At 61.1% G+C, this 23,713-nt stretch carries 16 protein-coding genes; 9 read left to right on the top strand and 7 right to left on the bottom strand.

Annotated features, from left to right (window positions below; translation table 11 throughout):
- Positions 1-75 precede the first annotated feature (75 nt).
- The 4 genes from CGS49_RS11070 to CGS49_RS11055 are packed head-to-tail and all read right to left on the bottom strand — an operon-like array spanning position 76 to position 2,776.
- Positions 76-825 carry a hypothetical protein gene (locus tag CGS49_RS11070; protein WP_097801861.1) on the bottom strand — a complete coding sequence of 250 codons (750 nt, stop codon included), beginning with the start codon at positions 823-825 and terminating at the stop codon, positions 76-78.
- A 3-nt stretch (positions 826-828) separates the two neighbouring features.
- A complete protein-coding gene (gene scpB, locus CGS49_RS11065; protein ID WP_005941268.1) occupies positions 829-1,380 on the bottom strand; it encodes an SMC-Scp complex subunit ScpB in 552 nt (183 codons plus the stop codon).
- Positions 1,377-2,099 carry a segregation and condensation protein A gene (locus CGS49_RS11060; protein ID WP_097801860.1) on the bottom strand — a complete coding sequence of 241 codons (723 nt, stop codon included), beginning with the start codon at positions 2,097-2,099 and terminating at the stop codon, positions 1,377-1,379. Before CGS49_RS11060 ends, scpB begins: the two co-directional genes overlap by 4 nt.
- Positions 2,100-2,101: 2 nt before the next feature.
- A complete protein-coding gene (locus tag CGS49_RS11055; RefSeq protein ID WP_097777910.1) occupies positions 2,102-2,776 on the bottom strand; it encodes a site-2 protease family protein in 675 nt (224 codons plus the stop codon).
- 318 nt (positions 2,777-3,094) lie between these two features.
- Here CGS49_RS11055 and rpmB point away from each other — a divergent pair, with 318 nt between their 5' ends.
- From rpmB to CGS49_RS11010, 9 genes are all read left to right on the top strand, one after another.
- Positions 3,095-3,283 (top strand): 50S ribosomal protein L28, encoded by a 189-nt coding sequence (rpmB, locus tag CGS49_RS11050; protein WP_082210844.1) that lies wholly within the window; start codon positions 3,095-3,097, stop codon positions 3,281-3,283.
- Positions 3,284-3,352: 69 nt separating this feature from the next.
- A complete protein-coding gene (locus CGS49_RS11045; protein WP_097801859.1) occupies positions 3,353-3,529 on the top strand; it encodes a DUF4250 domain-containing protein in 177 nt (58 codons plus the stop codon).
- 100 nt (positions 3,530-3,629) lie between these two features.
- Entirely contained in the window at positions 3,630-4,385 is a 756-nt protein-coding gene (locus CGS49_RS11040; RefSeq protein ID WP_097801858.1) for an esterase family protein, read from the top strand.
- Between the two features lie 143 nt (positions 4,386-4,528).
- A complete protein-coding gene (locus tag CGS49_RS11035; RefSeq protein ID WP_097801857.1) occupies positions 4,529-4,924 on the top strand; it encodes a metal-sensing transcriptional repressor in 396 nt (131 codons plus the stop codon).
- Positions 4,925-4,966: 42 nt separating this feature from the next.
- Positions 4,967-7,531 (top strand): heavy metal translocating P-type ATPase, encoded by a 2,565-nt coding sequence (locus tag CGS49_RS11030; protein WP_097801856.1) that lies wholly within the window; start codon positions 4,967-4,969, stop codon positions 7,529-7,531.
- Positions 7,532-7,667: 136 nt separating this feature from the next.
- The gene (gene hcp, locus CGS49_RS11025; RefSeq protein ID WP_097801855.1) at positions 7,668-9,245 is read left to right on the top strand and encodes a hydroxylamine reductase; all 1,578 of its coding nucleotides are present in this window, start codon (positions 7,668-7,670) and stop codon (positions 9,243-9,245) included.
- Between the two features lie 297 nt (positions 9,246-9,542).
- Positions 9,543-12,899 (top strand): DUF7601 domain-containing protein, encoded by a 3,357-nt coding sequence (locus tag CGS49_RS11020; protein ID WP_097801854.1) that lies wholly within the window; start codon positions 9,543-9,545, stop codon positions 12,897-12,899.
- Positions 12,900-13,217: 318 nt separating this feature from the next.
- Positions 13,218-17,753, top strand: a complete 4,536-nt coding sequence (gltB, locus tag CGS49_RS11015) for a glutamate synthase large subunit (protein ID WP_179859069.1) — start codon at positions 13,218-13,220, stop codon at positions 17,751-17,753.
- 13 nt (positions 17,754-17,766) lie between these two features.
- The gene (locus CGS49_RS11010) at positions 17,767-19,245 is read left to right on the top strand and encodes a glutamate synthase subunit beta (protein ID WP_097801852.1); all 1,479 of its coding nucleotides are present in this window, start codon (positions 17,767-17,769) and stop codon (positions 19,243-19,245) included.
- Positions 19,246-19,315: 70 nt separating this feature from the next.
- Here the strand turns inward: CGS49_RS11010 and CGS49_RS11005 are convergent, their stop codons facing one another.
- The 3 genes from CGS49_RS11005 to mltG form a co-directional block, all read right to left on the bottom strand.
- Positions 19,316-21,010 (bottom strand): PASTA domain-containing protein, encoded by a 1,695-nt coding sequence (locus tag CGS49_RS11005; RefSeq protein WP_097801851.1) that lies wholly within the window; start codon positions 21,008-21,010, stop codon positions 19,316-19,318.
- A gap of 12 nt (positions 21,011-21,022) precedes the next feature.
- Positions 21,023-22,246, bottom strand: coding sequence for a peptidase U32 family protein (locus tag CGS49_RS11000; RefSeq protein WP_097801850.1), 1,224 nt, complete (start codon positions 22,244-22,246; stop codon positions 21,023-21,025).
- Between the two features lie 312 nt (positions 22,247-22,558).
- Positions 22,559-23,698, bottom strand: coding sequence for an endolytic transglycosylase MltG (mltG, locus tag CGS49_RS10995; protein WP_097801849.1), 1,140 nt, complete (start codon positions 23,696-23,698; stop codon positions 22,559-22,561).
- Positions 23,699-23,713: the final 15 nt, after the last annotated feature.

Raw genomic sequence — 23,713 nt, 5'->3', positions numbered from 1 at the left:
CAGCTCTCCTTTATCGGTTTGATTCGGGCAAAGGCCCGTTGTCTGCAGATCCGGATACCCTTATAGTGTACCACATTATAGGAAGATGTCCAATACTTTTTTGCGCCAGAACTCGTACAGCACCCGCACCGCCGCAAGGACGATGAACAGTGCCTGCGCGCTCACCCGGCAGGACACCCGGTCCTCCACGGTGGGCTGTCCGCTGCCAAAGTCCGGCAGGATGCGCAGCTCATCGAACTGCAGCCAGAGAAAGCGGTCCAGCACGCCCAGCACCGGGTACAGCCACGCCTGCAGCTTGCCGTAGCTGCGGGCAGCGGCGGCGGGGTCCTCCCCGCGCACACCAAGGCGCACCTGTATTTTTGTAATGCGCAGCGCACCGAACACAGCTTTGGTCAAAGTGCCCGCACCTTTGAGCATGGTGCAGAGGATCTCCAGCGTGATCTTTGCCTTTTTGCGCGGCTGGGCGGGCTTGTTTGCCTTGGCGGCAGCGGCGGCGGCCTTTTTGCGGGCCTTCTCCTCTGCCTTTTTCCGCTTGCGCTCGGCCCGCCATGCGGCAAACTTTGCCTTGACCTTGCCAAAGCCCCTGGGCGGCTCCGGGTTTTCCGGTGCGGGCGGCGGCTCCGGCTTCGGGTACTGGAACACCGGGAAGGTGATGCCCAGCGCACCGGCCTTTACGGTGAGCACGCCGTGCTCCCAGCACAGGTCTGCGCAGAAGGGGCACAGCAGCAACAGCACCAGTAAGATCAGCACCACCAGCAGCAGAATGCCGATCACCCGGAGGATGAACAGCAGCACTGCGCCCAGCGCGGCGAGGAATGCTCCCATGCGTTACCCCTCACTTTCTGTCGGTGATGCGTTCGTTTCCGTTTCCTGTCCGTGCACCGGCGGCAGGTCGGCCAGAGAAGAAAGGCCGAACACCCGCAAAAAGGTGTCGGTGGTGCGGAAGCTCACCGGCCTGCCCGGCAGGTCAAGGCGGCCGGCTTCCTCAATGAGGCCCTTTTCCAGCAGGCCCGACACGCTGGACGAGGAATCCACGCCGCGCACCTGCTCGATGAAGGCGCGGGACACCGGCTGGTTGTAGGCGATCACGGTCAGGGTCTCCATGGCGGCGGGGCCAAGGGGCACTGCGCGGCGGCTGTCCAGCAGGCGGCGGATGCAGTCGGCCCACTCGGTCTTGGTGGCAAGCTGCCAGCGGGTGTTCAGGTGCAGCAGGCACAGGCCGCTGTCCTCCCGGGCGTAGCGCTCCCGCAGGGCTTCCAGCGCGGCTTCCACGCTGAGCTGCGGCAGCTGCACCGCCTGGGCCAGCTTGTCGGCACCAATGGGGTCGCCGCTGGCAAACAGCATGGCTTCCACGGCTGCACGGATCTGTTTCTGGTTCATTCCTTCTCCTTATCACGTTGGATGCGGCCCCGCTGCATGGTCAGCCGGCCCTCGTCGTCCAGCTTTACACGGCCGCCGCGCACCAGCTCCAGCAAGGCCAGAAAGGTGGCCACGTTGGTGCTGCGGGTCTGCTGGCGGCTGAACAGCTGGCTCATTTTTGCCGCTGTACCGGCAATCAGGTGCCGCAGAATGTACACCACCCGGCTCGTCACCGACACCATGGGCGCTGTGACCAGCGGCTCGAACTGCTGCTGGGTAGGCTCCCGGCGCAGCTTGGTGCGGCCGGAAAGAACGGCCCAGTAATCCGCCAGCACCTGCGGCGCATGGTGCAGGTCGTAGGTGTTATCGAACTCCATCTCCATGGGCGGACGCACAAAAACCGGCGCAGCTTCGGCCTTTTGGCGCAAAAGCGCAGCCATGCGGCGGCACTGGTCGTACTCGATCAGCTGGCCGGTGAACTCCTGCTTCATGCGCTCGCCCTCTTCGCTGCGGGGCAAAAGCAGGTAGCTTTTCATCTCCACCAGCCGCGCGGCCATCTCGATGAAGGCGCTGGCGGCTTCCGGGTCCGGGTCGGCCCGCGCCACCGTGGCGGTGTACTGGTCGATCAGCTCCAGAATGGGGATGTTGTGCAGGTCCATCTTATGTTTGGCCACAAGCGCCAGCAATAATTCCAGCGGGCCGTCAAAATCTTCCAGATGGAAGGTCAGTTCTTCTGCCACGCTCACACCACCGTCCCAAGGCCGGCATAGTAGATGGAATACGCGATCTTATCAATGTAGCCGGTGCCCTTGCCCAGCAGCTCCCACACAATGTTGTTCAGGTAGTACAGGGGGGTATCCAGTGCGCCGAACCACACTGCCGCCAGCAGGGCGATCATGATATAGCGCTCGTACTTCATCAGGCCAAAGTAGATGCGCCGGGGCAGCAGCACCAGCAGGATGCGGCTGCCGTCCAGCGGCGGCACCGGGATCAAGTTGAACACGGCAAGGCTCACGTTCATCAGCACAAGGTACTGCAGGAACATGGCAATGTAGATGGTGGCATCGTTCACCGGTGCCCAGTAGTACATGAGCTTCCACACCACCATGCCCACATAGGCAAGGATCATGTTTGCCGCAGGGCCAGCCAGCGCGGTGAGAGCCATGCCCCACTTGGGGTTTTTGAAATTGCGGGGGTCGGTGGAGACGGGCTTTGCCCAGCCCACGCCCGCAAACACCATGCACAGCGTGCCCAGCAGGTCAAAGTGGGCAAAGGGGTTCATGGAGAGCCGCCCCTGCCGCTTTGCGGTGTCGTCGCCCAGCAGCCATGCTGCCAGCGCGTGGCCGCACTCGTGGAAGGGGATGGCCACCAGCGCCACCAGCGCGCGGATGAGATAATAGATGCCCTGAGAGGTCATTCGATATTCCTGCCTTTTTTCAGTATACCATATATAATACTATTTTTTGAGGTTTTAGACAAGGGGGTAAACTCCTTCAGTCTCGCATGCGCTCGACAGCTCCCTCAGTGAGGGAGCCCTTGGCAGAGAGAAAAACTTTGCCGTACTGCCAAAGCCTCCCTCCCCGAGGGAGGTGGCATTGCGTAAGCAATGACGGAGGGAGTTTCCAAAAAATCGCAATATTTTTTGAAAAAAGGCTTGCATTTTGCCCGGTAATCTGCTACAATAGTCAAGCTGATTATTTTGATTCCTTACTTCACTGCAGGAGGTGCAAGTACCATGGCTAAATGTGAATGCTGCGGCAAGGGTGTTGCCTTTGGTATCAAGGTTTCTCACTCTCATCGTCGTTCCAACCGTACCTGGAAGCCGAATGTCCGTCGTGTCAAGGCGGTCGTTGAGGGTTCTCCCAAGTACGTCTACGCATGCTCCCGTTGCCTGCGCGCTGGCAAAGTTACCCGCGCTGTCTAATTTGGTGTATGTGGCCGGTCACTTTGTCGAGTGGCCGGCTTTTTTTGTTGCTGTAAGGAGGCAAAACACATGGCTCTGCCCAACGATCCCATCATGCTGCTGAGCGTGGTGAACCTGAAGCTGCGTGATTTTTACAAAAACCTCGATGCTCTGTGCGAAGACATGGATGCCGACAAGGCCGACCTTTGCGCAAAGCTCCGGGCCGTGGGCTACGAGTACGATGCCCAGCGCAACCAGTTCGTGTGATATTTCCAGAGAAAGCTTTCTTTTGATCGCTAACGACCGGCACCGACGTGCAGCGACTACGCCTGGGCCGGTGAATATAGAAACAAGGAGTGCTTGATTTATGATCCAGGGTACCTATTACAAAGAGTGGAGCAGCGTGCTGAACCGCGAGATGGAGTTCAAGGTATACGGCAGCGCCGGTGTGCCGGTGCTGGCCCTGCCTGCCCGCGGCGGCCGCTTTTATGATTGGGAGAACAACGGCATGCCCGATGCCATTGCCCCGCTGCTGAACGAGGGCAAGGTGCAGCTGTTCTGCGCCGACAGCATTGACGGCGAGGCCGTACTGAACGGCGACATCCCGGTGCGCCGCCGCGCCGAGATGGAGGAAAAGTACTTCGTCTACCTTACCGCCGAGCTGGCTCCCCGGGTGCTGGCCCTGAACGGTGCCGCAAAGGATGCCAAGCTGTGGTGTGTGGGCATCGACCTTGGCGCTGTGCACGCCGTCAACTGCCGCCTGCGCCGTCCCAAGCTCTTTGCCGGTGCCATCGGCCTTTCCGGCATCTACGATCTGGCCCGCTTCTGGGGCAGTGAAGCCGACGATCTGGTGCTGCGCTGCTCTCCCCTGCAGTATCTGGCCGAGAACGGCATCGCCGACAAGCTGGCTCTGGCCAAGGCCAAGGAGAACAGCCTGATGCTCTGCGCCGGTCAGGGTGCCTACGAGGACGATGCCAAAGCCGACACGCAGGCGCTGGCCGATGTGCTGGCCGCACAGGGCCTGCCCGCCCACCTCGAGGTCTGGGGCGGCGATGTCTCCCACGAGTGGTACTGGTGGGGCAAGATGCTGGGCCTGTTTGTGCCGCGGATTCTGGAGAAGTAAAAGTGATTTGATAGAGGGAAGGCATTTGCAGTGCCTTCCCTCTTTTTGTTTGTATTTTTCAATTCCCTACTTGATTTATCGGGTTTGCTGTGCTATACTCATGCTGTAAGATGTATACCCCCTATGGGTAAAGGAGATATTTTATGGACAACGAGAAAAAGCCCTGCTGCTGTTGCAGCACGCCCGCCCAGCCCGAAGCTGCCACGGCTCCGGCCGTTGACGCATCCGCTGTGCCCACCGAAAGCGTCACCCCCTCCTGCTGCCGCCACAAGGACCGCACCCCTGAGGAACACAAGGCCCTGCTGAACCGGCTCAGCCGCATCGAGGGGCAGGTGCGCGGCATCCGCGGCATGCTGGAAAAAGATGCCTACTGCGTGGACATCCTTGTGCAGGTGGCGGCGGCGAACTCGGCGCTGAACAGCTTTTCCAAGGAGCTGCTGGCACAGCACATCTCCACCTGCGTGGCGGACGACCTGCGTGCGGGCAGCGAGGTAAAGCTGGACGAGCTGATGAATCTGCTGCCCAAGCTCATGAAATAAGAAGCCCGTTCCCGTGCATACTCAACGTAGGAGTGATATTTTATGGAACAATACAACGTTACCGGCATGAGCTGCGCAGCCTGCTCCGCCCGGGTGGAGAAGGCCGTGAGCAAGGTGCCCGGCGTTGCCAGCTGCTCGGTGAGCCTGCTGACCAACTCCATGGGCGTGGAGGGCACCGCCAGCTCTGCCGAGATCATCAAGGCCGTGCAGGATGCCGGTTACGGTGCCAGCCCCAAGCGTGCGGGCGCGGCGGCTGCCAGCTCCACCAGCGCCGACCTTGACGCGCTGGCCGACCACGAGACCCCCAAGCTCAAGCGGCGGCTCATTGCGTCGCTGGGCTTTCTGCTGGTGCTGATGTACTTCTCCATGGGCCACATGATGTGGGGCTGGCCCCTGCCCCGCTGGTTCGACGGCAACCACATCGCCATGGGCCTTGTGCAGCTGCTGCTGGCGGGCATCGTCATGGTCATCAACCAGAAGTTCTTCATCAACGGCTTCAAGGGGCTCCTCCACGGCTCGCCCAACATGGACACGCTGGTGGCCATGGGTTCCATGGCAAGCTTTGTGTGGAGCACCTACGCCCTGTTCGCCATGACCCGCGCGCAGGTGGACGGCAACAGTGAGCTGGTCATGCACTATATGATGGAGTTCTACTTTGAGTCCGCCGCCATGATTTTGACCCTCATCACGGTGGGCAAGATGCTGGAGGCCCGCTCCAAGGGCAAGACCACCGACGCGCTCAAGAGCCTGATGAAGCTTGCCCCCAAGACCGCCACCCTGCTGCGGGACGGTGCCGAAGTGACCGTGCCCATCGAGCAGGTGCAGAAGGGGGACATCTTTGTGGTGCGCCCGGGCGAGAACATCCCCGTGGACGGCATCGTGCTGGAAGGCACCAGCGCCGTGAACGAGAGCGCCCTGACCGGCGAGAGCATCCCCGTGGACAAGGCCGAGGGCGACAAGGTGAGCGCTGCCACCACCAACCAGTCCGGTTTCCTGCAGTGCCGGGCCACCCGCGTGGGTGAGGACACCACCCTTGCCCAGATCATCCGGATGGTCAGCGACGCCGCCGCCACCAAGGCTCCCATTGCAAAAATCGCCGATACGGTGTCCGGTTTCTTCGTGCCTGCGGTCATTACCATTGCGGTGGTCACCACCATCGTGTGGCTGCTGCTGGGCCGGGAGCTGGGCTATGCGCTGGCCCGCGGCATCTCCGTGCTGGTCATCAGCTGCCCCTGTGCGCTGGGTCTGGCAACGCCGGTGGCCATCATGGTGGGCAACGGTCTGGGTGCAAAGAACGGCATCCTGTTCAAGACCGCCGCTTCGCTGGAAGCTGCAGGCCGCACCCAGATCGTGGCGCTGGACAAGACCGGCACCATCACCAGCGGCGAACCAAAAGTGACTGACATTCTGCCCGCCGAGGGCGTTTCCGAGACGGAGCTGCTCACCCTTGCCGCCGCACTGGAGCGCAAGAGCGAGCACCCGCTGGCAAAGGCCGTGCTGGCCTGCACCGACGCGCAGAAGCTCACCGCCCCCGAGGTATCCGGCTTTGCCGCCCTGCCGGGCAACGGTCTGGCCGCAAAGCTGGACGGCGTGGAGATCTTTGGCGGCAATGCGTCCTTTATCGGCACCAAAGTCACCGTGCCCGCACAGCTGCAGGAGAAGGCCGCAGCCCTTTCCGCACAGGGCAAAACGCCCCTGTTCTTCGGCGGAGCAGGCCGTCTGCTGGGCATCATCGCGGTGGCCGATACCATCAAGGAGGACAGCCCCCGCGCCATCCGGGAGCTGCAGGCCATGGGCATCCGCGTGGTCATGCTCACCGGTGACAACCAGCGCACTGCCGACGCCATTGGCAGGCAGGCCGGTGTGGACGAGGTGATCGCAGGCGTGCTGCCCGACGGCAAGGAAGCGGTCATTCGCCAGCTGCAGGCATCCGGCAAGGTGGCCATGGTGGGCGACGGCATCAACGATGCCCCGGCCCTGACCCGTGCCGACACCGGCATCGCCATCGGCGCAGGCACCGACGTTGCCATCGACGCGGCGGACGTGGTGCTGATGAACTCCAAGCTGTCGGACGTGCCCGCCGCCATCCGCCTGAGCCGTGCTGCCCTGCGCAACATCCACGAAAACCTGTTCTGGGCGTTCATCTACAACATCATCGGCATCCCGCTGGCCGCAGGCGTGTTCATCCCCTTCGGCCTGACGCTGAACCCCATGTTCGGTGCTGCTGCCATGAGCCTTTCCAGCTTCTGCGTGGTAAGCAACGCCCTGCGCCTGAACCTGTTTGATCTGCACAGCACCAAGCGCGACCATGCGCCCAAAAATGCATCTTCCCTGCCCGCTGCCCTGACGCAGCCCGCAGCGGTTGAAAACAAAGAGAGTACCAAGGAGGACAATTCCATGAAGAAGACCCTGAACGTAGAAGGCATGATGTGCGGCCACTGCGAGGCCCGCGTGAAGAAGGCTCTGGAAGCCCTGCCCGAGGTGGACGAGGCCGTGGTGAGCCACGAGGCCGGCACCGCCATCGTCACCCTGAACGCCGAAGTGGCCGACGACGTGCTGAAGAAGGCCGTCGAGGACCAGGACTACAAGGTGACCGGCATCCAGTAAGCCAAAACCAGGCTCCCTTCCAAACGAGCGTGCGCATGGGCAGTGCCCCGTGTGCACGCTTGTTTTTTGTGTGTGCATAACGGCGGCGCTTTTCGGCCATACTCCCGGTATCTCACGCAGGAAAGGGAGTTTTTCTATGGACGAGCGGATGTTCTGTTTTCAATGTGAGCAGGCGGCGGGCTGCACGGCCTGCACCGGGGCAGCGGGTGTGTGCGGCAAATCGGCCGAGACAGCCGCCGCGCAGGACCGGCTCACCGGCGCGCTGATCACCTATGCCGGGCAGCTGGTGGACGCGGGCCGCGCCCCGGCCCCGGAGCAGGCCCTTTTGCTGATGCAGGGGCTGTTCACCACCATCACCAATGTCAACTTTGACGCCGCCACCGTGGACGCCCTCACCGAGAAGGTCCACGCCGCCTGCCCGGCCGTCGCGCCGGACTACGACATGCAGCGGCTGTGGCACGAGCCGGACCCGGACGTGCGCAGCCTGAAAAGCTTCGTGCTGTTCAGCCTGCGGGGCATGGCGGCCTACAACTACCACGCCCGGGTGCTGGGCCGCATCAGCCCGGAGCTGGACCGCTTTTTCTGCACCGCGCTGGAAACTCTGAGCGCCGAGGGCCTTTCCATGGACGAGCTGTGGGCGCTGGTGCAGAAGACCGGCGAAGCCAGCTACCGCTGCATGGAGCTGCTGGACGCCGCCAACACCGGGGCCTTTGGCGACCCGGTGCCGGTGGAAGTGCCGCTGACCATTGAAAAAGGGCCGTTCATCGTGGTTTCCGGCCATGACCTGTTCGACATGCAGCAATTGCTCGAGCAGACGAAGGGCAAGGGCATCCACATCTACACCCACTCGGAGATGCTGCCCGCCCACGGCTACCCGGAGCTGAAGCAGAAATACCCCCACCTGAAGGGCAACTTCGGCACCGCATGGCAGAACCAGCAGACCGAGTTTGAGGATATCCCCGCGCCCATCCTGTTCACCACCAACTGCATCATGCCCCTGCGGGAGAGTTACGCCGACCGGGTGTTCACCACCTCGGTGGTGTCCTACCCCGGCATCGTGCACATCGACGAAGGGCGGGATTTCTCCCCCGTCATCCGCCGGGCGCTGGAGCTGGGCGGCTACAAAGAGGACACCCTCGTGCCCGGCATGAACGGCGGCAAGGCCGTCGTCACCGGCTTTGCGCATGATGCCGTGCTGCGCCATGCGGGCGAGATCGTGCAGGCGGTAAAGGACGGCAAGATCCGGCACTTTTTCCTGGTGGGCGGCTGCGACGGCACACGGCCTTCCCGCCGGTACTACACCGAGTTCGCCAAGCTCACCCCGCAGGACACGGTGATCCTGACGCTGGCGTGCGGCAAGTTCCGGCTGAACGATCTGCCTTTGGGCAACGTGCCCGGCACCGGGCTGCCCCGCATTCTGGACGTGGGCCAGTGCAACGACGCCTACAGTGCCATCCGCATCGCACTGGCGTTGGCAGACGCCTTTGGCTGCGGGGTGAACGACCTGCCGCTCTCGCTGGTGCTGTGCTGGTTTGAGCAGAAGGCCGTGTGCATCCTGATCGCGCTGCTGGCGCTGGGCATCAAAAACATCCGGCTGGGGCCCACCCTGCCCGCCTTCCTCTCGCCGGGGGTGGTGCAGGTGCTGCAGCAAAAATATGACCTGAAAGCCGTCACCACGCCGGAAGACGACCTGCACGCCATTCTGGGCGGCTGAGCACCCCGCCGGACATTTCCCCTGTCATTTCTGCTTTGCTCCCGGTATTTTCCGGGAGCTTTTCATTTGTTGCAATTCGTGCACGTTTCCGGTACTTTTCGGCATGGATGCACGTTTTCAGGACCGTTTCGGCAGCACATGCCGGAGAAACTCCGGTACCGTTCCCAATCGGCGCAAAAAGCCAGCTTTTTTGTGGTGCAAAATCTTTCGGACCCCTTGTTTTTCCAGAATTCAGATGGTAATATATGAATGGTGCACAAAATGCACCATATTTTAGAAAGAAGGAGGTAATAAATTATGAAAAAAAGATGGTTTGTAGCGATACTGACCATCGGATTGCTGCTTTGTGTCATGCCGCTGAGTGCGCTTGCACTGAGTTCCGACCCCATCACGGATTCGGACGGCACCATTATTGGCTGGGAAGATCTTTCCACCGATCTCTGTTCCTTTGATGTTTCAGATGTTTCAGATGTTTCACAGGAACAGACCCCGGTGGCTGTGGACCCCGGCACAAATGCTGCTTCCGGCCCGGCGGAGACGGACCCGGTGGAGACGGACCCGGTGAAGGACGCTGCGGATGCAAACAGTGCGAAAACAGCGGCGGCCGCGACAACGCCGTTTGTGGAAGACCTGTATGCAGACGACCCCATCCCCGATCTCTACGCGGACACGCCCGGCTCTGCGGACGGCACAGGCAGCGATCAGGCTGTGTGTGCGATCAATGGCAAAACCTATGCAACGCTGACCGAAGCGATCGACGATGCAGCGGATGGCGCCCAGATTGATCTGTTGCAGGACATCGAGCTGAGTACGGGCCTTGAGTTCCATAGTAAGAACTTGACCATTTCCGGCGGCAATACCTACACGCTGACGCTGGAGCAGTATGGCATGTATGCGTATCAGAGTGATATCACGTTCCAGGATCTCACGTTGACCATTCATGCGGCTCAGCATACCCATGAACACAGCGCAGGCAATACGGCCAACCTGATCACCCATTCCAGCAAGCTGCATTTGAGCCATGTCGAATTCTCATTGACACCGGACCAAATCTTGGGCAGCGGCATTTTCCTGGAGCACGACAGTGATTTGTATTTTGAAGACAATACAAATGCTGAAATCTCCGGTTTTGCTGCCGAAGAAGCCAGCGGTATCTACGCAGAGAGTTACAGTGAAGACGGTCACGGCATCTGGGTCACTTCGTCTTCTCTGAAAGTCACAGACTGTGGCTGGTACGGAATGACCATCGACCCCATCAATCTCACGCTGGACAATGCCGATGTCTATTTTACTGGTAACGGTCTCTACGGTTATGGCGGTGCTCTCGGCTGTTATGGTGTAGGAAGCTATGGCGGCACGTTGACCATGATATCTTCCACGCTCACCGCAACCAATAACCCCGGCGGGTGGTATGGCTATGCCGTTTATGCTGGTGTCCTTGATATGGATGCTGCTTCTACGTTGTATGCTACTGACAGCGGCGGCTCTGGCGTCGGCATTGGCAACAGCCGTGAAGGTGAAAGTCATATTCGTGGACGGGTTATCTGCACGGGCAACGGTAAGGCTGACCTTTATGGTGCCACCGGCGGTTTTGTCGTGCACGCACAGCATGACGATGCCACCTACGAAGGCAACGTGACCATCGAATCCGGTGCGTATATCTATGCCCGCAACAATGTTGGTTTGTCCGGCCTTTTAAACGAATGGATTCTGAACATTGAAGGCGGTGCAACCGTCATCATCGATGGCAATAGCCAGCTTGGCTTTGCAAACAGTTTCGATGCTCGTACTACCATTAAAAGCGGTGCCAATGTCTCCGCAAACAATAATGATGTCGGCATCTACAACTATGCAGGCGGTGGCGATCTAGCGTGGGCAACAGGTTTCTTCCTCATTGAGGGCGGCGCACATGTCACTGCCAACAACAATGCGTCTGCTGGCATTTACAACACCGTCTACGGAAATTTCTCCACCCCTGCAGATGACTACTTTACAATTCAGAGCGGTGCAGATGTTTCTGCCGACCGTAACGAAGGCTACGGTATTTACAATGACGGTGGAGTTTTCACCATAGAAAATGGCGCAAATGTTTCTGCCGACAACAATAAATCTTTCGGTATTGGTAATTCCCTCGGAACGTTTATTGTAGCGACCGGTGCAAATGTTTCTGCCGATAACAACAATTCCTACGGTATTTATAACACCAAGAGTGGAACGTTTACTGTAGAAAGAGACGTTGACCTGCAGGTCGAGCACAACAAGAACAGCGGCATTGTCAATAACGAAAATGCGACCCTGACGCTGCTCTCCGGCCGTGTTCGTTATAACACCACTTCCACTTGGTATGGCGGCGGTCTCCGAAACTATTCTACTGCAACTCTTTCGGATGACGTGCAGCTGTACAACAACCATGCAAAGGTTGGCGGTGATGACATTGAGAATGGTGACGGCGCCACCATTACCTTTGGTGCTACCGGCAGCGACTGGGCACTGGACGGTTACCCGGACTGCTACCACCCCATTGACGGCTGGTACGACGACTATGAAAGCACCCGCTGGAACGCCCACGCGGAGGACGAAGCGGACCTGCACATGGTTCTCGTCGAACCCGTCACTTCTTATACCAACCGCCTGTCCCTCAAGGCCGCCCACGGCCCCACCGGCAGCCTGATCGTCCACAAGCAGATGACCGGTGAAATGCTGGTGGACGACTGCGACGCCGAGTTCACCTTCGTGCTCACGCTGGACGATGAGACCATCGACACCGTGAACGACGAGCGGTACGGCGTCCGGTTCGAAAACGGCAAGGCGACCTTCACCCTGAAAGACGGCGAAAGCAAGACCATCGAAAACCTGCCTGTTCGCATGGGTTACACCATCACCGAGCAGTCCAAGGGCGGCTGGCTGCTGGCCCGGGTGGACGGCGACGCCGAGGGCAAAGTGCCCTACCGCGCCACCGCCGAGATCGCGTTCGTCAACGAAAAGCAGACCGCAACCGGTTCCCTGGTGGTCACCAAGGAGCTGGCCGGTGAGCTGGACGCCGACGACGCGGACACCGTCTTCAACTTTATGCTGATGCTGGATGACAACACCATCACCACCGCAGACGCAGAAGAATACGGCGTGCAGTTTGAAAACGGCATCGCATCCTTCTCGCTGAAGGGCGGCGAAAGCATCACCATCGCAAACCTGCCTGCAGGCGTTGGCTACACCATCGCCGAGGTCCGCCAGACCGGCTGGACCCTGCAGAGCGTCAGCGGCGCAGACACCGGCGTTGTGCCCAAGAATGACACCGCCGAGATCGTCTTCACCAACCTGAAGAACGGCACGGACATCCCCGATGTCCCGGTCGTCCCGACGGAGCCCGAGGAACCCACGGAGCCCGAGAGTCCGGAGACCCCGGAGACCCCCGAGGAGCCTGCAGAGCCCGACGCACCTGCACAGGACGAGACCCCCGGCGAGGAACCGGCTCAGGACGACACCACCGTGCCTGCCCAGCCGGCTGAGACCCCCGCACTGGATACCACCAAGGCCGACACCCTGCCCCAGACCGGCACCACCGGCTGGCTGGCTGTCGTGCTGATGAGCTTCGGCTTCGGCCTGCTGGCCTGCGGATGGTTCTTCACCCGCAAACAGCGTGCTGCAAAGCACTAAGGGCGGAAAAACCACACGAGCGCACACAAACCGCTGCATCCCCTGCCCCGCAAAGGCGGCCGGATGCGGCGGTTTTGTTTTTGTACGGTGCACAGTTCGGGCCGTTCGCGGCGTTTCGCACAAGAAGCGGTGGAAAGCCGCCATCATATTTGGTGCAGCTGTCACTTGAAGATTTTTCAGCGCCCGCTATAATAGAAGGTACCGGAACAAAGGCGTTCCGCAAGGGTAAACTCTGCCCTTGCGGGGCGCTTTTCTTTTTTGTCAGAATGCGGAGGGTGCCGCATCCGGTGAGGATTTTGATAAAGGATGGGAAAGTCTATGGAAAACTTTACAGAGCAGAAAAACACCCTTGGCCTGTACGATCCACAGTTTGAGCACGACGCCTGCGGCATCGGCGCTGTGGTGGACATCAAGGGCCGCAAGAGCCACCAGACCGTGGACGATGCACTGGCCATCGTGGAGCGGCTGGAGCACCGCGCCGGTAAGGATGCCGAGGGCAAGACCGGCGACGGCGTGGGCATCCTGCTGCAGATCAGCCACAAGTTCTTCTCCAAAGTGGCCGAGGAAATGAACATCCGCCTGGGCAACGAGCGCGAATACGGCGTGGGCATGTTCTTCTTCCCCCAGAACGAACACCTGCGGGCCCAGGCCATGAAGCTGTTCGAGGTGGTCACCCGCAAAGAGGGCCTGGAATTTCTGGCCTGGCGCAAGGTGCCCGTGAACCCGGACGCCGTGGGCCAGAAAGCCCGCGACTGTATGCCCGCCATCTGGCAGTGCTTTATCAAAAAGCCCGCCAAGGTGAGCAAGGGCATCGACTTCGACCGCAAGCTCTACATCGTGCGCCGCGTGTTCGAGCAGGCCAGCAACGGCACCTATGTGCCCAGCCTGTCCAGCCGCACCATCGTGTACAAGGGCATGTTCCTGGTGCACGATCTGCGCCTGTTCTACACCGACCTGCAGGACCCCGACTATGAATCCGCCATCGGCATGGTGCACAGCCGCTTCTCTACCAACACCAACCCCAGCTGGATGCGCGCCCACCCCAACCGCTTCATCCTGCACAACGGCGAGATCAACACCATCAAGGGCAACACCGACGCCATGCTGGCCCGCGAGGAGAGCATTTCCAGCTCCATCATGCAGGACGACATGAACAAAATTCTGCCCATCATCAACACCTCCGGCTCCGACTCCGCCATGCTGGACAATGCGCTGGAATTCATGGTGATGAACGGCATGGACCTGCCGCTGGCCGTGATGATCACCATCCCGGAACCGTGGGAGAACAACAAGAACATCAGCCAGAAAAAGCGCGATTTTTACCAGTATTACGCCACCATGCTGGAGCCCTGGGACGGCCCCGCCGCCATCCTGTTCTCGGACGGCGACGTGATGGGCGCTGTGCTGGACCGCAACGGTCTGCGCCCCAGCCGCTACTACATCACCAAGGACGGCCGCATGATCCTGTCCTCTGAGGTGGGCGTGCTGGAATGCGACCCGGAGAATATCCTCGTCAAGGACCGCCTGCGCCCCGGCAAAATGCTGCTGGTGGATACCGTCAAGGGCGAAGTGGTGGATGACGAAAAGCTGAAAGAGTTCTACGCCAGCCGCGAACCCTACGGCGAGTGGATCGACCGCAACCTTGTGGAGCTGGCCAAGCTGAAGATCCCCAACGTGAAGGTGGAAAGCTACACCGGCGACCAGCTCACCCGCCTGCAGAAGGTGTTCGGCTATAAGTATGAGGACGTGAACACCATGATCCTTGCCATGGCCCGGGCAGGTGCAGAGCCTTCCGGTGCCATGGGCACTGATACGCCGCTGGCCGTGCTGAGCGACCAGCATCCCCCGCTGTTCAACTACTTCAAGCAGCGCTTTGCGCAGGTGACGAACCCCCCCATCGACGCCATCCGCGAGAAGGTGGTCACCTCCACCAGCGTGTACATCGGCGCCCACGGCAACCTGCTGGAGGATAAGCCCGAGAACTGCAAGGTGCTGAAAGTCCACAACCCCATTCTGACCAGCACCGACCTGCTGAAGATCAAGTACATGAACGTGCCGGGCTTCAAGGTGGCCACGGTGTCCATCAACTATTATAAAAACACCAGCCTGGAAAAGGCCATCGACCGCGTGTTCCTGGAAGTGGACCGTGCCTACAAAGAGGGCGCGAACATCATCATCCTGTCCGACCGCGACGTGGATGAATACCATGTGACCATCCCCAGCCTGCTGGCTGTTTCCGCCGTGTCTCAGTACCTCATCCGCACCAAAAAGAGCACCGCACTGGCCCTGATTCTGGAAAGCGCAGAGCCCCGCGAGGTGCACCACTTCGCCACCCTGCTGGGCTACGGTGCCTGCGCCATCAACCCCTATCTGGCCCACGAGACCATCGGTCAGCTCATTGACGAAGGTCTGCTGGACAAGGACTATTATGCCGCCGTGGAGGACTACAACAACGCCATCCTGAACGGCATCGTGAAGATCGCCTCCAAGATGGGCATCTCCACCATCCAGAGCTACCAGAGCAGCCAGATCTTTGAGGCGGTGGGCATCTCGAAGGATGTCATCGACAAATACTTCACCGGCACCGTGAGCCGTGTGGGCGGCATCAGTCTGGAAGATATTCAGGCCGACGTGGAAGCCCAGCACAACGCAGCCTTCGACCCGCTGGGTCTGGACATCAACATGGAGCTGGCCGACGGCGGTGCCCACAAGTTCCGCAGCGGCAAGGAAGATCATCTGTTCAACCCGCAGACCATCCATCTGTTCCAGAAGGCCTGCTTCACCAACGATTACGGTGCTTTCAAGCAGTTCACCAATACCGTGGACAACATGGGCACCGACGGCGTTCATCTGCGCAGCCTGCTGGACTTCAACTTTGCCCCGGACGGCGGCATCCCGCTGGAGGAAGTGGAGCCGGTGAGCTCCATCGTCAAGCGGTTCAAGGGCGCGGCCATGAGCTACGGTGCCCTGAGCAGCGAAGCCCACGAGACCATTGCCATCGCCCTGAACCGTCTGGGCGGACGCAGCAACACCGGTGAGGGCGGCGAGCCCGAGGAGCGCTACCACAGCGAGAGCAATTCCAAGATCAAGCAGGTGGCTTCCGCCCGTTTCGGCGTCACCAGCAAGTATCTGGTGAGCGCCGAAGAAATTCAGATCAAGCTGGCACAGGGCGCAAAGCCCGGCGAGGGCGGCAACCTGCCCGGTGCCAAAGTGTATCCGTGGATCGCCAAGACCCGTCACAGCACCACCGGTGTGGGCCTGATCTCCCCCCCGCCGCACCACGACATCTACTCCATCGAGGACCTGGCCGAGCTGATCTACGACCTGAAGAACGCCAACCGCAACGCCAACATCAACGTCAAGCTGGTGAGTGAGGCCGGTGTCGGCACCATTGCGGCCGGTGTGGCCAAGGGCGGCGCACAGGTCATTCTGGTGTCCGGCTACGACGGCGGCACCGGTGCAGCACCGCGCACTTCCATCAAGAACGCGGGCCTGCCCTGGGAGCTTGGCATCGCCGAGACCCACCAGACCCTGATTTTGAACGGCCTGCGCACCCGCGTGCGCATCGAGAGCGACTCCAAGCTGCTGAGCGGCCGCGACGTGGCCATCAGCTGCATGCTGGGCGCGGAGGAATTCGGCTTCGGCACCACCCTGCTGATGGCTGAGGGCTGCGTGATGATGCGTGTGTGCAACCTGGACACCTGCCCCATGGGCATCTGCACCCAGAACCCGGAGCTGCGCAAGAATTTCCGCGGCAAGCCGGAATACATCATCAACTACCTGACCTTTGTGGCCCAGGAGCTGCGCGAGTACATGGCAAAGCTGGGCGTGCGCACCATCGACGAGCTGGTGGGCCGCACCGACCTGCTCAAGGTCAAGCCTGCCGCACCCGGCAGCCGCGCCTCCAAGATGGACCTGGACTGCATCCTGCACAACCCTGCCATCGAGAACAGCAACGTGCACTTTGTGCCTGCTGATACCTACGACTTCCATCTGGAAAACACCCTCGACATGAAGGTGCTGATGAAGAAGTTCAAGCTGAACAGCAAGAATCCCCAGAGCGTGAATCTGGATGTCTCCAACACGGACCGCGCCTTTGGTGCCATCTTCGGCAGCGAGATCACCCGCAAATATGGCAACAGCCTGCCGGATGATGTTTACACCGCCCACTGCGTGGGTGCCGGCGGCCAGAGCTTCGGTGCATTCATCCCGAATGGCCTGACGCTGGACCTTGTGGGCGACTGCAACGACTACATGGGCAAGGGCCTTTCCGGCGGCAAGATCGTGGTGCGCCCGCCCGAGGGTATCACCTTCAAGCCGGAGGAGAACATCATCACCGGCAACGTGGCCCTCTATGGTGCTACCAGCGGCAAGGCGTTCATCTCCGGCATGGCCGGTGAGCGCTTCGCCGTGCGCAACAGTGGTGCTACCGCCGTTGTGGAGGGCGTGGGCGACCACGGCTGCGAGTACATGACCGGCGGCACGGTGGTCGTGCTGGGCCAGACCGGCAAGAACTTTGCAGCCGGCATGACCGGCGGCATCGCCTATGTACTGGACGAGAACTGGGACTTCTACCAGCGCGTGAACAAGGAGACCGTCAGCCTTGAGCCCGTGGAGCACAAATACGACGTTGCCACCCTGAAAGAGCTCATCCGCGAGCATGTGGAAGCCACCGGCTCCCCCCGCGGCAAGGAAATTCTGGACAACTTCAGCGAATTTTTGCCCAAGTTCAAGAAAGTTCTGCCTTACGATTACGACCGCATGCTGCGGGTGATCGCGTCCGTAGAGGAGCGCGGTCTGGACGGCGAGCAGGCGCAGATCGAAGCATTCTACACGGTGCAGAAGAAGAAGTAAGGAGGGCTGCGTTATGGGCAAGACAACAGGATTTATCGATTATACGCGCAAAACCAGCACGGATGTGCCGCCGCTGGAGCGCATGGAAAACTTCAACGAATTTCACGTCTGGCTCTCCCGCGAGGAGCAGCAGACCCAGGCGGCGCGCTGCATGGACTGCGGCGTCCCCTTCTGCCAGGCCGGCATGATGATCGGCGGCATGGCCTCCGGCTGCCCGCTGAACAACCTCATCCCGGAGTGGAACGACCTGGTCTACCACGGCAAGTGGGAGCTGGCCATGCACCGCCTGATGGCCACCAACCGCTTCCCGGAGTTCACCAGCCGGGTGTGCCCCGCCCTGTGCGAGGCCGCCTGCACCTGCGGCGATGTGACCGGCAGCAGCGTGACCGTGCGCGAGAACGAGCACGCCATCATTGAGACGGCCTATGCCAAGGGCTGGCTGCACGCGGCTCCCCCTCCGGCACGCACCGGCAAGAGCGTTGCCGTGGTGGGCAGCGGCCCGTCCGGCCTTTCCGTGGCCGAGTACCTGAACAAGCGCGGCCACGCCGTGACCGTGTTTGAGCGCGCCGACCGCGTGGGCGGCCTGCTGATGTACGGCATCCCGAACATGAAGCTGGACAAATCCGTCATTGAGCGCCGCATCAAGATCATGCAGGCCGAGGGCGTGGAGTTCCGCACCAATATGGACATCGGTGGGGCCGTGGCAGCCGAAGATCTGCTGAACGGCTACGATGCCGTGGTGCTGTGCTGCGGCGCCAAGAAGGCCCGTGACCTGAACGTGCCCGGCCGCGATGCCAACGGCGTGCATTTTGCCGTGGACTACCTGACCAGCGTGACGAAAAGCCTGCTGGACAGCCAGTTTGCCGATGGCAAGGCCATTGACGCCAAGGGCAAGAACGTTCTGGTCATCGGCGGCGGCGACACCGGCAACGACTGTCAGGGCACGGCCCTGCGGCAGGGCTGCACCGATCTGGTAGCACTGGAAATGATGCCTCAGCCGCCCAAGGAGCGCGCTGCTTCCAACCCGTGGCCGGAGTGGCCCCGGGTGCTCAAAGTGGACTACGGCCAGACCGAGTGCCTTGCCAAGTTCGGCAAGGACCCGCGCGTGTACCAGACCACCGTGAAGGAGTTCTTGAAGGACGAGGCCGGCAACCTGACCGGTGCCGTCATCAGCACCCTGAAGCCGGAGCGTGACCCGGAGACCGGCCGCACCAACATGGTGCCCACCGGTGAAGAATTTACCTACAACTGCCAGCTGGCGTTCATCGCCGCAGGCTTTACCGGCTGCGAAAGCTACGTGGCCGATGCATTTGGTGTGGAACTGACCGCCCGCGGCAACGTGGCCGACCACAGCTTCAAGACCAACGTGGAAAAGGTGTTCGTCTGCGGCGATATGCGCCGCGGCCAGAGCCTTGTGGTGTGGGGCCTGCGCGAAGGCCGCGACTGCGCCGCCGAGGTAGACCGCTACCTGATGGGCTACACCAACCTCTAACTAAGCCATTCTCTTTCCTATCCTAAACAAGCAGAAGCGGGAGCCTGAATTCAGGCTCCCGCTTCTGCTTTTATTGTGACCCCGCTTCCGTCTCCCCTTCGGCGGCAGGGGCTTCCGGTTCGGTGGTGGGTTCTGTCGCGGCAGGTTCCTCCGGCGTGGTGATCTGCACACTGGGGTCCGCGGCGATATACACGGTGATGACCGTGCCCACGGCAACCTTCGTGCCCGGCTCCTCGCTGGCGCGCACCACGCAGCCTGCGGCGTAGGAGCCATCGTTCACTACCATGAAGCAGCTGGCCACAAGGCCCCGAGCTTCCAGCTCCTTCACCGCGCCGTCCTGGGTGAAGCCGATGAGGTTCGGCATCTCCACCGTCTCCGGGCCCTTGCTCACCACAAGGCGGATGGTCTCCCCTGCCTTGAGCACGGTGTCAGCTGCCGGGTCCTGCTGGATGATCTGGCCTGCCGGGGCGGTGTCGCTGTATTCTTCGGTGACGTAGAACAGGTACATGCCGGTGTATTCCCGGTTGTTCTGCACCTGCGCGTAATCCATGCCAAGGAAGTCCGGCACAAGGTTCTGGGGTTCCAGCACCTCGCTGCTGGCAGGTTCCGGCTCCACGGCAGAAGGTGCCGAATCATTTTTGTGACTCATCATGCCCCACAGCGTGAGCAGGATGAGGATGGAAAGCAAGATCAGAATGCCCGCCAGCAGGGCTTTCAGGCTGAGCAGGTGTTCGCGGTGTTCCGGCTCCGGGGCAGCCGTGCGCACCGGGGTCTCCGGCTTCATGGTGCGGGTGAGCTCGGTGGTGTATTCTTTGGAAGAAAGGGCCTGATACAGCTGCGGCACCGTCTGGATGCGCTCCATGGGCTTGAGCCGCAGGCCCAGCTGCAGCACCTGCGAGACATAGCCCGGCACGGCGCTGTTCACCGTTTTGGCCCTGGGGTTCGAATCTGCCACCATGCGCTGCGCGGCCGGTACCGGGGCCTGCCCGCACACCATGCGGTAGAACACCGCCGCAAGGCTGTATTCGTCGGTATAGCGGCCTTCAAACTCGGCGGTGGAATACTGTTCCGGGGCCGAATAGCCCTCGTAGAGCTGCTCGTGCAGGCCGCTGCCCGCCGTGCGCAGGCCCACCGTGGCGTAACCCGCCAGACGGCACCGGCCGTCGCCCATCACGCGGATGTTCTCCGGGCAGATGCCCCGGTGCACCAGGCCGATCTTGTGCATGGCGGCCACACCCTCAAACACCGGCTGCAGCATGGCGCTGGTCTCCTCCGGCCGGAGGGGGCCGGGCCGGTCTTCCAGCCACTGGCTGAGCAGGGTGCCGCCGGGGTTCTCCATGACAGCATAGACCGTGTTGTTGGCCTCCACCACGTCCAGCACCGCTTCCAGACCGTTCGCTGGCGTGATGCGCTGGATGGCGCGGTAGAGGTCCTCAAAATCCATGCGGGTGGTCTTGAACAGCACTTCGCTGCCGGTCTTGGGGCACAGAGTGTTCTCCGCCGTGCGCTCGGCCGAGAGGGTGACGGGCAGATATTCCTTGATGGTCACCCGGAAGCCGCCCAGATTTTCCACGCCCCGGTACAGGACGCCCTCACCGTCGATGCTGCGCATCTCGCCCACGGTGTAGCGCCCGGCCAGCACGGTGCCCACCGGCAGGGTGCCGCCGGGGTTGCGGTCGGCGAAAACTTTGCCGCAGTGCGGGCAGCTCTGTGCCGCCGGGGGGATCGGCTGCAGGCAATAAGGACACAGGCGTTTTGGCTCCATCACAGGTTCTCCTTAAACGGTCTTGCGCCGCAGCAGGCTCATGGGCGGCAGCTCCGGCGTGGGGATGGTGTATTTTTCCATGGCATGAGGGGTGCTCTCCACCCGCTCACCGGCTTCGTTCTCGATCCATTCCGGCGTCAGCGGGATGCTGCGGCCGTCCGGGCAGAGGGCTTCGAGCCGGTCGCCCAGGCTCCACTTGCCGCGCTGCTGGCAGGAGGCGATGCCGTTCTCCCAGCCGTCCACGGTGCCCACGAACTCCCAATCGCGGATGTAGGCGGCACTGTCGGTGGACTGTTTTGCCTGCTCACGGCCAAAGTAGAAGCCGGGCGAATAGTGGCGGTGGCTGGTGCGGGTGAGCTCCTCGTACACCTCGGCGGGCAGTTCAAAGTTATCATTGAGCGGGTCGGCGAGGTAGGCGTCCAGCGCCTTGCGGTAAGCGGCGGTGACGCTGGCGACGTAGTAGAAGGTCTTGGCGCGGCCCTCGATCTTCAGGCTGTCCACGCCCGCCTTGCAGATGAGGTCGATGAAGGGCGCGGTGCACATATCGTTGGCGTTGAGGATGTAGCTGCCGTTCTCGTTCTCGCCGATCTCATAGAGCTGGCCGGGGCGGTTCTCCTCGCTGAGGAAGTACTTCCAGCGGCAGGGCTGGGCGCACTGGCCGCGGTTGGAGTCGCGGCCGGTCATGTAGGTGGACAGCAGGCACCGGCCCGAGACGCTCATGCACATGGCACCGTGCACGAAGGCTTCGATCTCCAGTTCCGGCGGGGTCTTGTCGCGGATGGTGGCAATGTCCTGCAGGGTCATCTCGCGGGCCAGCACCACGCGCTTTGCGCCCAGATCGTAGGCGGCGCGGGCGGCAGCCCAGTTGGTGATGCCGGTCTGGGTGGACATGTGCACGTCGATGTCCGGCGCAAAGGTCTTGCAGGCCTCCAGCACGCCCAGGTCTGCCACGATGAAGGCATCCACACCGGCCTTGGCGGCTTCCCGGATGGCCTCGGGCAGACGGTCGGCTTCCTCATTGGTGGGCAGGGTGTTCATGGTCAGGTAGACTTTGCGGCCGCGGGCGTGGGCGTAGATGACGCCCTCCGTCAGCTGCTCCGGCGTGAAATTGGCCGGGGCAGAGCGCATGCCGAACTCCGGCAGGCCGCAGTAAACAGCATCCGCGCCGTAGTTCACGGCATAGCGCAGGCGTTCCAGGTCGCCCGCCGGGGCGAGCAGTTCCGGGATTTGCAGCATATTCAAATTCCTCTCTTTTAATAACAATTATTTCGGCAGATGATCCGCCAGTATTTCTGTAGGGAGCGGATTTATCCGCTCCGCAGGGCAAAATGCATCTGCCAGGGAACAGGCGGAACGCATAAATGCGTTCCCTACAGAGAATTGGCCGCAATGCCGAGAGATCTTACCCTTTATTTCGGCAGATGATCCGCCAGTATTTCTGTAGGGAGCGGATTTATCCGCTCCGCAGGGCAAAATGCATCTGCCGGGGAACAGGCGGAACGCATAAATGCGTTCCCTACAGAGAATCGGCCGCAATGCCGAGAGATCTTACCCCTTTACGCTTTTATTCACCTCTGCTGCCGTCTGGCAGTTGGCGTTGTGTTCGCTCAGGGTGCGGGCATAGTAGTAGTTGCCCTTGAGGTCGGTGACGAAGAAATAGGCGTCTTTCGCATCCTCGTCGGGCTGCGGGTCCAGCGCCGCCTGGATGGCGGCAAGGCCCGGGTTTGAGATGGGCCCGGCAGGCAGGCCCTTACAGCTGTAGGTATCATACGCAGCCACGATGTTTTCCGGGATGTTATCCCAGCCGCCGTAGTAGGGTGCCACCCAGTTCCAGAGGTAATTGTTGTCGGCGTCGCTCTGGATGTAGCTGGAGGTGTTGCTCTGCAGGCGCGGGTAAGGCGAACCTTCCGCCAGACGGTTGCGGAACACCTGTGCCACGTTGGAGTCCTGGCTGTTGCCGGCTTCCTCCTGCACGAAGGACGCCAGCGTGATAAGCTCCGGCAGGGTCATCTCCTGCTTTTTGAGTTCGGCGTACATTTCATCGGTGATCTGAGCATCGAACTGAGCGTAGAAGGTGGCCACATAGTTGTGCACCGTGTCGTCCTTCAAGAACTCGTAGGTCTCCGGGAACAGGTAACCCTCACACTTCATGAAGCGGTCCGGCGCATCGGCGTCGTCCGGCACATCCTGCCAGAAGGTGTACGCACTGAAATCGCCCTCGTTGGCTTCCTTTAAAAAGTCCTCGGCGCTGCACAGACCTGCGGCTTCCATCTTCTGCGCAATGGCAATGGCCGTGGTGCCCTCCGGGATGGTGATCCGCACGGTATCTGCCTTGGCGTACTGGGAGAGAACGGCGATGATAGCATCGTAGGCGTTGGCCCCGGTCTGCAGGGTAAAATCACCGTATTGCAGCTTCCCGGCCACCCCCTTCTGCCCCACATACCAGCGGAACAGGTAGGTGGAGCGGATCACCCCGGCCTCCTTGAGCCGATTTGCAATGGAGGCCACGCCGCTGCCCTGGGGGATGCTGACAGTAACCTCGGTGCCGGGCTTTCCGTTGCCGTGGATCTCGTTGTAGGCAAACACCCCTGCTGCCCCGGCGGCCAGCACCAGCAACAGTACCACTGCCAGCAAAATCTTCCATGCACCGCCTTTTTTGCGGGCGGCATGGGAATGTTTCTGTGCCATGTGCACTCCTTTTTT

This window comes from Faecalibacterium langellae, assembly GCF_002549775.1.
Classification (GTDB): Bacteria; Bacillota; Clostridia; order Oscillospirales; family Ruminococcaceae; genus Faecalibacterium; species Faecalibacterium langellae.
Note: the sequence above shows the minus strand (reverse complement) of the source record. Positions and strands in the feature narration are given on the sequence as shown.

What these genes read in the sequence shown, in the direction of transcription:
- scpB (WP_005941268.1), bottom strand. Translation starts at nt 1,380, where the DNA reads ATGAACCAGAAACAGATCCGTGCAGCCGTGGAAGCCATGCTGTTTGCC.
- CGS49_RS11030 (WP_097801856.1), top strand. Translation starts at nt 4,967, where the DNA reads ATGGAACAATACAACGTTACCGGCATGAGCTGCGCAGCCTGCTCCGCC.
- hcp (WP_097801855.1), top strand. Translation starts at nt 7,668, where the DNA reads ATGGACGAGCGGATGTTCTGTTTTCAATGTGAGCAGGCGGCGGGCTGC.
- CGS49_RS11005 (WP_097801851.1), bottom strand. Translation starts at nt 21,010, where the DNA reads ATGGAGCCAAAACGCCTGTGTCCTTATTGCCTGCAGCCGATCCCCCCG.
- CGS49_RS11000 (WP_097801850.1), bottom strand. Translation starts at nt 22,246, where the DNA reads ATGCTGCAAATCCCGGAACTGCTCGCCCCGGCGGGCGACCTGGAACGC.
- CGS49_RS11020 (WP_097801854.1), top strand. Translation starts at nt 9,543, where the DNA reads ATGAAAAAAAGATGGTTTGTAGCGATACTGACCATCGGATTGCTGCTT.
- gltB (WP_179859069.1), top strand. Translation starts at nt 13,218, where the DNA reads ATGGAAAACTTTACAGAGCAGAAAAACACCCTTGGCCTGTACGATCCA.
- CGS49_RS11045 (WP_097801859.1), top strand. Translation starts at nt 3,353, where the DNA reads ATGGCTCTGCCCAACGATCCCATCATGCTGCTGAGCGTGGTGAACCTG.
- CGS49_RS11040 (WP_097801858.1), top strand. Translation starts at nt 3,630, where the DNA reads ATGATCCAGGGTACCTATTACAAAGAGTGGAGCAGCGTGCTGAACCGC.
- CGS49_RS11070 (WP_097801861.1), bottom strand. Translation starts at nt 825, where the DNA reads ATGGGAGCATTCCTCGCCGCGCTGGGCGCAGTGCTGCTGTTCATCCTC.
- mltG (WP_097801849.1), bottom strand. Translation starts at nt 23,698, where the DNA reads ATGGCACAGAAACATTCCCATGCCGCCCGCAAAAAAGGCGGTGCATGG.
- CGS49_RS11055 (WP_097777910.1), bottom strand. Translation starts at nt 2,776, where the DNA reads ATGACCTCTCAGGGCATCTATTATCTCATCCGCGCGCTGGTGGCGCTG.
- CGS49_RS11035 (WP_097801857.1), top strand. Translation starts at nt 4,529, where the DNA reads ATGGACAACGAGAAAAAGCCCTGCTGCTGTTGCAGCACGCCCGCCCAG.
- rpmB (WP_082210844.1), top strand. Translation starts at nt 3,095, where the DNA reads ATGGCTAAATGTGAATGCTGCGGCAAGGGTGTTGCCTTTGGTATCAAG.
- CGS49_RS11010 (WP_097801852.1), top strand. Translation starts at nt 17,767, where the DNA reads ATGGGCAAGACAACAGGATTTATCGATTATACGCGCAAAACCAGCACG.